Source organism: Microvirga sp. CF3062, assembly GCF_036314045.1.
Taxonomy (GTDB): Bacteria; Pseudomonadota; Alphaproteobacteria; order Rhizobiales; family Beijerinckiaceae; genus Microvirga.
In genome coordinates this window covers 169,704-182,142 of sequence record NZ_JAYGGN010000008.1, presented here as the reverse complement: position 1 = coordinate 182,142, position 12,439 = coordinate 169,704, and the positions used below count along the sequence as shown (strand labels likewise).

The 12,439-nt window shown below is 61.3% G+C and carries 14 protein-coding genes and 1 pseudogene; 11 read left to right on the top strand and 4 right to left on the bottom strand.

Annotation, left to right across the window (positions count from 1 at the left end; all coding sequences use genetic code 11):
* The first annotated feature begins 63 nt into the window (after positions 1-63).
* The 3 genes from VB618_RS15520 to VB618_RS15510 all read left to right on the top strand — a co-directional run bounded on the left by VB618_RS15520 (position 64) and on the right by VB618_RS15510 (position 2,248).
* Complete coding sequence (locus VB618_RS15520; protein WP_329797612.1) at positions 64-648, top strand: TRAP transporter small permease subunit; 585 nt, start codon at positions 64-66, stop codon at positions 646-648.
* On the top strand, positions 648-1,985 hold the full coding sequence (locus VB618_RS15515; RefSeq protein ID WP_329797611.1) for a TRAP transporter large permease: 1,338 nt from the start codon (positions 648-650) through the stop codon (positions 1,983-1,985). The genes VB618_RS15520 and VB618_RS15515 overlap by 1 nt, the downstream gene beginning before the upstream one ends.
* A 98-nt stretch (positions 1,986-2,083) precedes the next feature.
* Positions 2,084-2,248, top strand: coding sequence for a hypothetical protein (locus VB618_RS15510; protein ID WP_329797609.1), 165 nt, complete (start codon positions 2,084-2,086; stop codon positions 2,246-2,248).
* A gap of 514 nt (positions 2,249-2,762) precedes the next feature.
* On the opposite strand, the gene VB618_RS15505 is transcribed toward VB618_RS15510, so the two are convergent.
* The gene (locus VB618_RS15505) at positions 2,763-4,133 is read right to left on the bottom strand and encodes a hypothetical protein (RefSeq protein WP_329797608.1); all 1,371 of its coding nucleotides are present in this window, start codon (positions 4,131-4,133) and stop codon (positions 2,763-2,765) included.
* 136 nt (positions 4,134-4,269) lie between these two features.
* Between VB618_RS15505 and VB618_RS15500 the strand changes: the two genes are divergently transcribed.
* The 3 genes from VB618_RS15500 (at position 4,270) to VB618_RS15490 (ending at position 6,556) form a co-directional block, all read left to right on the top strand.
* On the top strand, positions 4,270-4,578 hold the full coding sequence (locus tag VB618_RS15500) for a hypothetical protein (protein WP_329797607.1): 309 nt from the start codon (positions 4,270-4,272) through the stop codon (positions 4,576-4,578).
* Between the two features lie 263 nt (positions 4,579-4,841).
* Positions 4,842-5,630, top strand: coding sequence for a hypothetical protein (locus VB618_RS15495; protein ID WP_329797606.1), 789 nt, complete (start codon positions 4,842-4,844; stop codon positions 5,628-5,630).
* A gap of 107 nt (positions 5,631-5,737) precedes the next feature.
* Positions 5,738-6,556: a hypothetical protein gene (locus VB618_RS15490; protein WP_329797605.1), complete on the top strand. Its 819-nt coding sequence runs from the start codon at positions 5,738-5,740 to the stop codon at positions 6,554-6,556.
* Between the two features lie 550 nt (positions 6,557-7,106).
* Here VB618_RS15490 and VB618_RS15485 read toward each other — a convergent pair.
* The 3 genes and pseudogenes from VB618_RS15485 to VB618_RS19810 form a co-directional block, all read right to left on the bottom strand.
* A complete protein-coding gene (locus VB618_RS15485) occupies positions 7,107-8,141 on the bottom strand; it encodes an LPD7 domain-containing protein (RefSeq protein ID WP_329797604.1) in 1,035 nt (344 codons plus the stop codon).
* Positions 8,142-8,218: 77 nt separating this feature from the next.
* Positions 8,219-8,488 carry a hypothetical protein gene (locus VB618_RS15480; protein WP_329797603.1) on the bottom strand — a complete coding sequence of 90 codons (270 nt, stop codon included), beginning with the start codon at positions 8,486-8,488 and terminating at the stop codon, positions 8,219-8,221.
* A 490-nt stretch (positions 8,489-8,978) separates the two neighbouring features.
* Positions 8,979-9,266 (bottom strand): annotated as a pseudogene (locus VB618_RS19810) (relaxase/mobilization nuclease domain-containing protein); the annotation flags it as partial.
* 949 nt (positions 9,267-10,215) lie between these two features.
* Between VB618_RS19810 and VB618_RS15470 the strand changes: the two are divergent.
* The 5 genes from VB618_RS15470 (at position 10,216) to VB618_RS15450 (ending at position 12,391) form a co-directional block, all read left to right on the top strand.
* Complete coding sequence (locus VB618_RS15470) at positions 10,216-10,482, top strand: heavy-metal-associated domain-containing protein (protein WP_329797601.1); 267 nt, start codon at positions 10,216-10,218, stop codon at positions 10,480-10,482.
* Positions 10,483-10,544: 62 nt separating this feature from the next.
* A complete protein-coding gene (locus tag VB618_RS15465) occupies positions 10,545-10,775 on the top strand; it encodes a heavy-metal-associated domain-containing protein (RefSeq protein ID WP_329797600.1) in 231 nt (76 codons plus the stop codon).
* A 10-nt stretch (positions 10,776-10,785) separates the two neighbouring features.
* The gene (locus tag VB618_RS15460; RefSeq protein ID WP_329797599.1) at positions 10,786-11,289 is read left to right on the top strand and encodes a DUF4396 domain-containing protein; all 504 of its coding nucleotides are present in this window, start codon (positions 10,786-10,788) and stop codon (positions 11,287-11,289) included.
* Positions 11,290-11,300: 11 nt separating this feature from the next.
* Complete coding sequence (locus tag VB618_RS15455; protein WP_329797598.1) at positions 11,301-11,786, top strand: cupredoxin domain-containing protein; 486 nt, start codon at positions 11,301-11,303, stop codon at positions 11,784-11,786.
* A 140-nt stretch (positions 11,787-11,926) separates the two neighbouring features.
* Positions 11,927-12,391 (top strand): hypothetical protein, encoded by a 465-nt coding sequence (locus VB618_RS15450; protein ID WP_329797597.1) that lies wholly within the window; start codon positions 11,927-11,929, stop codon positions 12,389-12,391.
* Positions 12,392-12,439 lie beyond the last annotated feature (48 nt).

Genomic DNA, 12,439 nt, shown 5'->3' with positions numbered 1-12,439 from the left:
ACCGGATCCGCTTTTCCGCACGATGCGCTGGTGTCCCGCAGGCTTCCAAAAAGGGCCTCGCCCATGCGCTTCGTCTATTTCATCGACCGCATCAATACCTTCATCGGCAAGACTGTCGCTTGGGCAATCCTCGCCCTCACATTTGCCGTCTGCTACGAGGTGTTCGCACGCTATGTGCTGCGGGCACCGACCGAATGGGCGTTCGATGCAAGCTACATGCTGTACGGACTTCTCTTCATGATCGCCGGCCCCTACACGCTTGCACGCAACAACCACGTGAGAGGCGACTTTCTCTACCGCAACTGGCATCCGCGCCGGCAGGCGGCCATGGATCTCGTGCTCTACTTCCTGTTCTTCTTCCCCGGCATTCTTGCCCTCGTCTATGCCGGCATTCCGTTTTCCCAGATGTCATGGATGATGAACGAGCATTCCATGAACTCACCGAACGGTCCACCGATCTATCCCTTCAAGGCGCTGATCCCTCTCGCGGGAATTCTTATGGCGTTCCAGGGCGTCGTCGAAGTCATCCGCTGCATTCAATGCCTACGCAACGGCGAGTGGCCGCAACGGCTGCATGACGTGGAAGAAACGGAGAAGCTCATTCTCGAACAGGCCGAACAACAAGGCCTTACGAAGGGGATCGTTTGATGCTGGCATCTTGGGGGTTGGGAAATCCCGAACTGGGCGTGCTGATGCTCGGCCTGTTCGTGGTCTTCATCATGTTCGGGTTTCCCATCGCGTTCACGCTGATGGCGCTCGGTTTCGGCTTCGGCTACTTCGCCATGGGCGACATCGTGTTCGCATTGGTGGTGCAGCGCGCCTACTCAGTGATGACGAACGACACGCTCGTCGCCATTCCACTCTTCGTCTTCATGGGCTACATCATCGAACGCGCCAACATCCTCGACCGGCTGTTCTACTCAATTCAGATCGCCGTTGGCGGCCTTCCCGGATCCCTCGCCCTCGCGACGCTGCTCACATGCGCGCTGTTCGCCACCGCTACCGGCATCGTCGGTGCGGTCGTTACCCTCATGGGCCTCCTTGCCTTCCCGGCCATGCTGAAGGCGGGCTATGACGTGCGTCTCTCGGCTGGCGTCGTGTGCGCCGGCGGCTGTCTCGGCATCCTCATCCCGCCCAGCGTCATGCTGATCCTCTATGGCGCGACGGCCGGTGTGTCCGTGCCGAAGCTCTATGCAGGCGCCCTCTTCCCGGGCCTGATGCTTGCCGGATTGTACATGCTCTATGTGCTCATCCGCTGCACCATCAACCCGAGCCTGGCGCCCAAGCTGCCCCCGGAGGAGCGCAAGGTTCCACTCGCGAAGATCATTTGGTCGCTGGCCACGTCGTTCTTTCCGCTCGCGTTGCTCATCCTGTCCGTGCTCGGCGCCATCTTCTTCGGCATCGCGACTCCGACCGAAGCGGCGGCCGTGGGCGCCCTCGGCAGCTTGCTGCTCGCCGCCGCCTATCGGTCTCTCTCGTTCGGCAAGCTCAGGGAATCGGTCATCCTCACGGCCCGCACCTCGGCCATGGTGTGCTGGCTCTTCGTCGGCTCCTTCATCTTCTCCTCCATCTTCGCCTTCCTCGGCGGGCACCAGCCTATCGAGAACTTTGTCACGGGCCTGAACCTCTCGCCGTTCTGGTTCCTGATCCTCACTCAAATCATCATCTTCGTGCTCGGCTGGCCGCTGGAATGGACCGAGATCGTCGTGATCTTTGTGCCGATCTTCCTGCCGCTTCTCGACAATTTCGGCATCGATCCGATTTTCTTCGGGATTTTGATCGCCCTCAACATTCAGACCTCGTTCCTCTCGCCACCTGTGGCCATGGCGCCCTTCTATCTGAAGGGCATCGCGCCCCCACATGTGAGCATCAACGACATCTTTGCCGGTGTGATGCCTTTCATCTTCCTCGTCATCGTTGCCATGGCGATGTTCTACATCTTCCCGGAACTCGGCCTTTGGCTGCCGCGGTATCTCTACGGCTGAGGTTCGACGGCTGATTGAGCCGCAAGGCTCTGGTCACGTCCGGAACTCCGGCTGCGCGTTCACGTTGGCCTTCCACTCGTGCTCCAAAGGAGGCCGCTATGAAGTGCCAGTTCTGCCAGCAAGACGTGACTGACCCTTGCCATAACACGCAGGAAATGCAGCAGCGCGCCGCAAGCCATGTGGACCGTTGCGAGCATGCCCTCAAGGATCAGAAGGGCATGGATTCTGGAGTTCATCGCCGCGATATCCAGAGCGGCAGCTGAGGCAGAGATCGTCTGCAGGGGCTGGCCGAGCAAAGCCCCAACACCAGCATCGTGCATCCGAGCCAGAGCAACCCGGATCACGCTGAGCAGGGCAATCGCCCCGCCGGCAACCAAAGGCTAATGCGATCCGACTTCATCGTCATCTGACACATTCTCTCGGATGCCGATCGATTGAGAAAAGAAAAGCCCCGCCGAAGCGGGGCTTTTTCCTTAAAACCTTTGGCGCTCCCTAGGGGACGGACAGGGAGAATCAGCATCAAATTATTGAAAAGGCTGACTTCTTCTCAGAAGCCTGTGTGGGAATGTGTGTAGGGAGGCGTGGCCGACATGTCAACGATTTAGGAAGGCTTGGGAAACCAACAACCCACCCGAGAACCGCTCCCTACAAAACAACGGCCGGATACGGCTGCACCCAGGGTTCCTGGAACCGGGCGGTATCCGCTCCCGGCCATGCAAGGGATAGTTGTCATGAAGCTTCCCGCTCGGGCAAGGCAGGGTGATAGAGGCCCCTCCTCTAAGCCGATTCCACGGTCGCGCTTTCTTTGACTAGGATATGCGTCATCGACCCGAGTGGCTGCCAATCCGGCGTGTGGCTGAGCATTTGTTTGTCGGGTAGCAGCCAATGGTGAGACGCGCCGGGCAGCAACCATTCCTCAAGCGGATGAAGGGCATTCGGGTTGTGGAAAACATCGAATCCCTCCACCCACGTCTCATTGTAGTCCGGCGAATTCACGAGATGCGTGAAGTTCAGCGGCTCGGTGGCATTGGGATCGTGATCCACCGCCTTTCCCTCACGGACTAGGGCGACTCCCGGGGACCCAAAGCCGGCAAGCATTCCCATCCTTAAGAACTTCGAGATGGTGCCGCTATTATTGAACACCACGGCGCTGATGTTCTCAGCACCTGGCTGATTGAAGAAGCCTGAGGGAATCTCCTTCGTGCCCCATTGGTGCTTTTCGACCTGCCTGGGTGCTATATGCAGCCGTCCGGTCTCGTCCTTATGCCAACTGTAATCGTAGCCATAAAGGTAAATTGGGAGACCTGAGCGGGTCATAATCATCGACGGGCCACCCTGAAAATCGGCAATGGCGAAGATCAGCGGCTTGCCTTTTACATTGGGCTTTTCCCAATATTTCCTCTTGAACTTCGTGTAGAGCGCGCTGCCATATTTCAGTGGCATGAACTCACGAAGATACTCGAGGCAGCCTTCGTTGGTCTCTAGCGATGGCGGAGTCGCCAGCGGTCCTTCGCGGCTAGCATTTACGGTTGTCGCCTCGACACAGAACTCGACGCCCAAGCTCTTGCATGTGAAATCTGGAACAGCCTCGCTCCGGTCGATCTGGTAGCCTATCTCACTGAATGCGGCGAACAGATAAAGTTCCCAGATCCTCGCGTCGAACCCGGTCGTCTGGAACTGCTCGACGAAATTCCCGTCCGGGTCTTCATACCAATGCATCATCGGCTCGATGATGCCGCGGGCAGAAGAGAAGCCCTCCAATTCGACCACCTTCAGGAAGTCAGGGTGTAGACGCTCCCACGCCACGACGGGTGTGAAGAAATCAAGTGGCTCGCCTGCCTCGTCGCCCTGAAAGTATTCCGCGTCATCCCGGTGGGCGACAGCCTCCATCTCGCGGCGCATCGCGACTTCAGCGTGCCGCCTAGATTCGTTGAATTGGCTCACGTGAACGCCTCGGAAGCGGCCTTTGCGATCTCTTCCCATGATGATGCTGGCATAGTCACCATCCTCGTTGTCACGGATCAGGGTCGCCAAGACCCGTTCGTTGCCGTGCTCGAACCACCCCACCTCCTGGGCCATGACAAACGACAACGGCTGGCGCGCGTAGCCCGCCAAGGCGTCAAAACGTGCTTTGGATAGAGGACGCATGGGAACTGCCTAGGGTTCAGAGCCAAAGCGTAGATGCCAGAACTCGCTCTCCGGAGGAAGTCTGGCTATATAGCCGGGACCGTGTTCCAGCGCATAGCAGAATGCGGTAGGCCCCATAACAGGTTAAGGATTCATAATGGCCATTGATGCCAAGCGCGTAGACGCGAATGGAAACATCAGAACAGTTCCGCTCAGCACGGACGATCCGAGCGATGTGGATTTGATCGGTGCCTTAGGAGGCAACGGCAACCTCATTACGCTTGGCCAGATCGGCACTTGGGAAGTCCTGACGACCTCAGGGTCCCCGGATGAGACCCTTGTGGTTGGTCGTCCTCCATTTATCAGCGATTATCCGAAGCGTCGCACTTCCTGTACGTTGGATGACGATAAAATCAGCCAGATCGTGAAACTCATCCGTGATGGATGGAAAATTCTCCATCTCTGATCCGGAACGGAGGACCCGCCAGTTGGCGGGTCCTTACGCCATTGTTTGTCGCTGCGCCCTGTACTCGAATACGGCCTCGGCACTGCCGGACTTCGGTGCTTACCTCGTATAAATCCATGCCCAAGGGCGAGAATTCCGCGCCTATTCAACGGCCGACGCATGACCCAAAGAGCCAACTAATGCACGAGCAGGACTTTCTTCCGGTCTCGATCGGTGTTTAATTTCACGCCTACTGAACTGACGTCGGAGCGAAGGCGCTTATCATGAGGACCGTGGTGCAGCTCGGCCAAGTTTTGGCTGGGGCTCAGCCATTCAAGGCTGGGAATATCAATGACACCTATCGGGGCATCGTGCTCACCGACGAAGGGGAGCGCACGGCCATAATCAAGGACCTTGAGCCGAAGGAGCTTGCCAATGAGGTACTTGTTGCCGCGATGGCGCTGCACCTTGGCCTGCCAGTCCCCACCCCTGTGCTCGCCCTTGCGATGAAGGACAGATTGGATGCTACGAAAGGGCCGATCCTCGGCGAGGGACGGCTGGTCTATGCAAGCATCGACGTCGCCCAGCCCCAGGTAGCGATGCTGTATCGCAACGGTGGTGGACCGCGCGTCCTCGCCCGCTTGGCTGAATGGAAGGAAATGGGCCGCCTCTATGGCTTCGATGCCCTAGTTGCAAATATCGATCGCCATGCCGGGAATATCCTTTTCTCCGGGGACAGAGAGGTCTGGATCATTGATCACGGTCATTGCTTCACAGGGCCACGCTGGACACCGGATGATCTGGTCCCGCCAGAACAGAAAACGGCTAACAGGCTCAATGAGTGGATGACCCCAGTATTGGATGATCGACAAAGAACCCAGAAGGCTGAGGAAGCAGCTCTTGTAGAAACAACAACTGCCCAACTCAATATTAACGACCTAGCTCTATCAAATTACATGGCAGAATTGCTGGTTGAAGGCGATCTTAAGGCAGTGCTCGACTTCCTCAACCAGCGATTACCTCATATTCCTCGTCTGGCGGCCAGTGCACTGAATATCGAAAGAATGCTGTGATGAGCATTTCCCTCTCACCACTGAGATTTCCTCAGCTCGACGCATCCACACGGGGACGGTGGGCGCCAGTCTTCTTGTCGCCCATCCTAGGGTCTCCAGAGCGGTTTGTGATTGCTGTAGCGGCAGCAAACGGCAGCGATTTTCATATTGAGCGGGCCAACGAACTCAAGAGGCTTTCATGCCTTTACGGGAAAGCAGCAGAGACAGCCTTGTTCGCCGCAGACGTGGCCATTGATGAGCTTGAGGCTGCGCTGATCGACAAGGGAGAAGCTGCTCTTGTCGAGAGCACACTGGTATTTTCTGGAGTTACGCTGGGACAAGTCTCTGAAGGCGAGGCACGCAGTCTCCAGCACCTCAGCCGCACGTGGATGTCTGCAATGTCGTCCCTGTACAGGTTCATCCCGGAGTCCATGGAAATCAGGGACGAAGATCGGCCGGATGCTGGCGTAACGGCAGACCGTCTGCCTGCGTTGGTCTTGGACCATGTAAACAAGACCAATCCAGGCTTGGTTGGCTACTTCAGCGACGAGATCCGGCACTTCCGTAAACGGCGCCCATCCTCAGGTATCGCGGAAATTAATATCGACTTCACTGGTGCGCGGCTTGTCGCGAACTTCGCCACCCTACGATCCAACACAACTGCCTTGGCGGTGGATCGGATCAAGAGAAAGATGTTCGATCTGAAAGTCCGGCAGGACAGAGACGGCGGGCTGTTCGAGCCGCGAACACACGAGATGATCCTTTTTACTCCTTCCCGGGATAGCCCATTACTGAATGAGAAGCAGGCGGAACGCATTGATGAAGCCGTAGCCACCCTGAAGGAGCAGTCTGATAACGAAGGATTCGGCTTCACTGCACTTCACGGCGTACCTGAAATTGGGGCACGCGTGATTACTGCCGAGACCCAGGTACAGGGCACTGCTTGAACGATCTGGCGGCATCAGCCCCACATTCTAGGTTTCTTGCCCCGTTCAAGAGGCTTGGGCTGTCTGGGAACTCTTGGATGGATCGCACCTCAGCCGAGATTGGCATTCAGGCTGCGGGGACCAGTGCCACGTCGTGCTGGCCACCCTGCCAGTTTCCCGGGAGGCGGCAGCACCCCTGAAGTTTGAGCAGCCGATGTTGCAAGGATTCGGCGCCCGGCATCTCGCCAGCGGCGGAGGGATTGAGACGGACGTCGCTGTACCTCGCTGGCGAGACGCTGCCACCCGTCTTCGGGAACGGTCATGAAATATGCCTGCAACGCCACATCCTGTGCGATGCTAAGGCGATGTCCAAGAACGGGACACCACAGTGCCCTTGGTCTCCGGAGACGGCGCCAATGCTCCGCCTCCCTCGCCGTCTTCTCATCGCACCTGATCCATCCGCCGACACCTGGGGCCACTTCCTCAAGCCGCACGTATTCGGCAGCAGGCATCCGTCCTGCCGCTCGTTCTAGGACATACCTGCGCAGCAGTTGGGCCTCGGGATCACGCATCAGGGCACATCCAAGGGCGCAACGGTATGCTTGGCGACGTCAGCCCCGAGGTCCTTCGGCGGCAGATCAAATCCAAGACGGCTGGATTTTCCATCATGATCCTTTGCTCTGCGCCGCTCGATCTGTTCCATCTCCTGTCGGCCAAGAGCCTTGAACCGATGGAGTTCGGGAACGACGTCGGCGACCTCGGATTGGGCCAATTCCAGGCGCTGATCATCATCAAGGTATGAGCCGACAAATGCCTGGAGCTCCGGGCTCAGGCGGCCGAGTGCCGCGGGGTCACCCCGGGTTCCCGCCAGGAGGTCCTGGGCCTCCCGGGCGCCGGCCCGCACAAGTCCAATGGTCTCAGCCTGCACCTTGGATGTTGCGGTCTCCTTCGCCCATGCCTGCTGTGCTGCGTCGGACGGGTGGCAGCCCTCGAGCACGACACCCTGGCGCTGGGCTTCAAGCCAAACGCGGTCCTGATCAGCCTGCGACCAAGAGCCTGTCAGCACGGCACCCCCGCCCCAGGCCTCGCGCGCCTTCGTGACCAATGCCTTGATTGCGTCGTCACTGACAGGACCGTGGATCTCCAGTTGATCGCCTGTGTCGCGGATCCTCGATGAGCCGGCACTGATCCAGCATCCGTCCGGTGCGGACGTTGCACTGTAACCGCGATCCTGCCACCACCTTACCAAGGCCTCAGCCTGAGCCTCAGACAGGCGCTCCTGGCGGGGTCCATGGGAACTCCTCGCGATCGTCGCCGTGCGCGTCAGACGTTTGGTGCCCCAGTTCCCAGAGGCCGCGAGGGCGGCCGCCAAGGCATCGGAGCGCCCCCGGGGTCCCCATGTACGAACGATGCCCGCCGCCTGGTCAATCTCAATCCATCCGCCATCCCTCAACAGGATCCTGCTGGTTGGCTGGCCAGGACTCGCAGGCCTGATCAGGTGGAGATCATCGCGCCAAGCGGCAGCATCGAATCCTTTCGGCGCCACGTCAGAGAGGAGCTGCGTTTTGTAGTCGAGATTGCGTGCGGGTTTCAGTCCGTGTGCCATCAATGTGCCTCCGCTCAGTGAACCGAGTACATTATTGGACCTCCGGCTGCCGGCCGCGAGTGCGGCCGCCTGGACAGTCAGTTCCCGTACGTCGAGGCTTGCGAGGGCTGCGACGGCAGCACGCTGGCGGAGACGGCCTCGAGGCGTGCGAGAACCTCGGTCTGGTTCTGTAATGCGGACAGGATTGAGCCGAGAAGGTTCTGGATTTCCTCCAACGGGTTCTTCTCGTCCTTCTGCTCTGCCACGAGCGAGAGGAGCGGCAGAAGCTGCTGCGAGGTCTCCCGGGCTGTCCTCGCCTCGCGGTAGATCGCCTCGGCAGGACTGGGTTTCTGTTTGGTGCTGTCCATTGCGAACCTCCTCTATTGTAGGAATGTGCAACCCTGAGAGACGGGTGCGGATTGCGGCCGCGGCGATGCGGTCGCCGTCCTTGCGGGCAGCCGCAGACAGGCTGCGCGTCAGCCCGTGGGTCGCCCCGGAACGGTCGACGAGGACATGACCACGGGTCCCCGCAGCGATGCGTAGGCCCAGAGGCCTAAGGGCAGCCGCGAATGTGGCGCCGTCGTCTGACGCACGCCACGCCGCGAGTACGCGAGTGCGAACCTCTGCTAGCGGAACGCCAGTGCGCTCGGCCTGCGCACGTTCCCGGGGAGTTGATGTGGCGATGGGTCGGCTCCCATCCAGAAGGCCGGCAGCTTCCAACTCCGCAGCGACGTCGGCCCGTCCTTCGCGCCGGAGGGCTTGGGCGACGGCGCGGTTGTGTCGGCCTTTCGTCCAGGCCAGGCCGCACTCGTACTCCACGAGGCGGCTGATCTTCTCCCGCCTGGCATGATCATGTCTCAGATCAATGACCCGGCCGTCAGAGCCGACAAGAGACCACACCACGTGCCAGTGATCCCGACCTTCCTTGTGGTGGCGGACACCGCAGCGGTGCGCGTCGGTGAGGCCAAATTCCAGTTCGTAGAGATGAAGGAAGCGCTCCATCACAGCCGCTGGATCAGAGCAGTCAGGCGGTGGATCAATGTGGACGTGATGAATTGGGCGATCCGTCCGGCCGTGCGCCGCAGCCGCGACCAGTTCACGGAGTTGTCCCCCTAGATCGGCAGCGGCCAAGCCCCGGGATTCCATGATCTCCACCTTCTGCCCTTCCTTCCGGGACAGGAGGTGACGGGCGAGCGCGGGACCTCCTTGGCCCCGGGTAGCGCCCGCAATCATGCTCGTTCCCCATGACCATGTGCACCCATCAGGGCAGGAATCTCACGGAGCACGGACACGACAGCCACGAGGTCAGCTTGGGTCGACCGCAATCCCTTCAGGACCGCCTCGGCTTCGGCATGTTCGTCCGTACACCCAACTTCCCGGAGGGTTCGGGCGAGCTGGATCGTCGCCCCCGTGGCTCGGCCGACCTCCCCGATCAGGCGTGCGACAACTGCCAGATCTTCTGGAGGAACAACAGCGGGGCGTCGCCGAGGGGATGGAGGCAGTGAACCGACCTCACTCTCGACGGGAAGTGCACGGACCAGGGCAGCACGTACCCATCCGGTGGGCGAAATACCCTCGGCAGTTGCGGCAGCATCGAGAGCAGCCGCCAAGCCTTCAGGGAGCCGCACGTGCACTGCCCGCATAGTCATGCAGATGCCCCGGCCTCATCCGTGGCCCTTCGCGTCAGGCGCACCCCCATCCAATATGCGTGCGTCCTCTTCCAGCGGGCCAAAGCCGCATCACGCTCCGCCTCACAGACTTCGCCGCAGAGAAAGGCAAGCACGGTGGCGTTCACTTCGCCTGTGGCCTCCTCCATGATTTCGTCGAGGACGGCTATGTCCGCATCACACATCATTGCTTGGTCCTTTCCTTCGGCGTCTCCGACAACGGTGGGGTCAATGGGGAGGCAATGCCTCCCCTTGCCGGCTTGGGGATGAGCCTCGGAGAGGCGGTATCACCATGGCTGGCTACTCTACGATGTCTGCCGGCGAAGAGCTGGACAACCCATAGAGATATCAGATCAGTGGGCTCTTGACCTTCCCATGATTGGAAGGTGCATCGTCCTCACATCGTCAACGCCAACCGGAGTTTTCCCATGTGCGGATGCAGCACACACCAACCCCAAGCGGGCACGACCACCGAGCGCGATCCGGCCGCCCTGACCCTCAAGGTCGAGGACATGTCCTGCGGTCACTGCGCAGGCGCCATCACCAAGGCGCTCGAGGCCGGACTCCCCGGCACCCGCGTGCAGGCGGACCCGGCCACCAAGCTCGTCTCCGTCCGGGGCACCCGCGATCTCGCCAAGGTCGAGGCCCTGATCGTCGGCGCCGGCTACACCCCGACCGTTCCGGCGCTCGGATGAGAGCAGACGGAGGTCCGGCCCCTTTCCGGATCCCCGCCTGAACCAAAACAAGGACCAGGACCATGCACCGCCACCAGGCCGACAACCTCTTCCACGTCCCGAAGATGATGTGCGACCGCTGCGTCGCCCTCCTCACCAGCGTGCTGCATGCCGTTGACGGGACCGCCTGCGTCGAGGCCGACCTGAAGCACCGCAACGTCCGGGTCGTCTCCCGGCACTACGAGTCCGCACTCCTGCGAACCCTGCGCGCGGCCGGCTTTCCCGCCGAACCCGTGCCGCAGCCTCTCGGATAAGGAGACCGTCATGCAAGCCAACGATCACCACCATTCCCATCACGGTCATCAGGGTCACCACGGCTCTCAGGCCGCTGCCCCGAGCCTCAACCGCGTCGCCTTCAGCGCCACCCTCCATTGCCTCACGGGCTGTGCCATCGGCGAGGTCCTCGGCATGGTGATCGGCACCGCCCTGGGCTGGGGTGCCGGCGCCACCATCGCCCTCGCGGTGGCGCTCGCCTTCCTGTTCGGCTACGCGCTCACGATGCTGCCCCTGCTGCGCAGCGGCATGGCACTCGGTACCGCAGTGGGCCTGGCCTTCGCCTCGGACACCGCCTCGATCACCATCATGGAGATCGTCGACAACGCCATCATGCTGGCGATCCCCGGCGCCATGGATGCCCCACTGTCGAGCCCGCTCTTCTGGGTCAGCCTCGCGGTCGCCCTCGTGATCGCCGGCGCGTTCGCCTTCCCGCTCAACCGCTGGCTCATCGCCCGCGGACGGGGCCATACCCTCGTCCACGCCCATCACTGAAGGAGGCTGCCATGCGTGCTCTTCCGATGATCCTGGCTGCCGCGGCGTTCGCCCTGCCGCCTGCATCCGTCGCCTGGGCCGACCCCGGGCACCATGGCCATGACCATGGTCCTGAGGCTGCCTACGGACGGCCCGGCGACCCCGCAAGGGGCGGACGGGTGATCCAGGTCACCATGGGCGAAACCGAAACCGGAATGGCGTTCGCGCCCAGCCGCATCGAGGTCCGTCAGGGTGAGCAGGTCCAGTTCGTCCTGCGCAACGGCGGCGAGCTCGAGCACGAACTCGTCATCGGCACCGTGGAAGCGAACAGGGAGCACGCGGAGGCCATGGCCGCCCACCCTGACATGGAACACGAGGATCTGAACGCCAAGCGCCTGAGGCCGAGGACGTCCGGCGTGCTGCGCTGGCAGTTCAGCCAGGCCGGGACGTTCGAGTACGCCTGCCTGATCCCGGGCCACCGCGAGGCCGGCATGGTCGGCACGCTCGTCGTGAAATGAGGCTTGACCTTGCCACCGTTGGAAGGGTCATCTTGAAGCGGCATGGCGGCTTGCCCCACATCCGCCATGTCGTGCGTCGAGGTAACCTTCCGGAAACCTAACCGCTCTCAGGTGGTTTCCCAGCCTGGAGGAACGATTCGTTGAGCGCTGCCTGGACCCACTTCCGCCGTCTCGTCGCGAGCCTGATGCTCGTGGCCATGACGTCGTTCGTGCTCCACGGGGGCGCCATGGCCGGCGTTCACCAACATGGAATGGGATCAACCGAGTGCGCGACGACGGCCCCGGCGGGTCACGTGCACCAGGCTGCGGCCCACGACCACTCCTCCGCGTATGCCCATCAGGCGGAGCATGACCACGCCGACGGTGCGACCCATCAGCACCTCGACGAGTCGGTGGACACTGCCGATGCCGGCGACCCGGCATCCGACGCGAAGTCCTCTCCCTGCTGCGCCAGCGTCTGTGCCATGGCCCTTACGGCCATCGGGCCTGACGCCATCCCCGCGCCGATCGGCATCGCGGTCGAACTCCTGCCTGCGTCCCAGAACGGCACCGGCACGAATCTCGACGGCCTCAAGCGCCCGCCGCGAACCCCCGACATCGCGTAACCGAGCGACCGGCCTGATGCCGCGTCGCTCCCGACGACGTGCTCATGA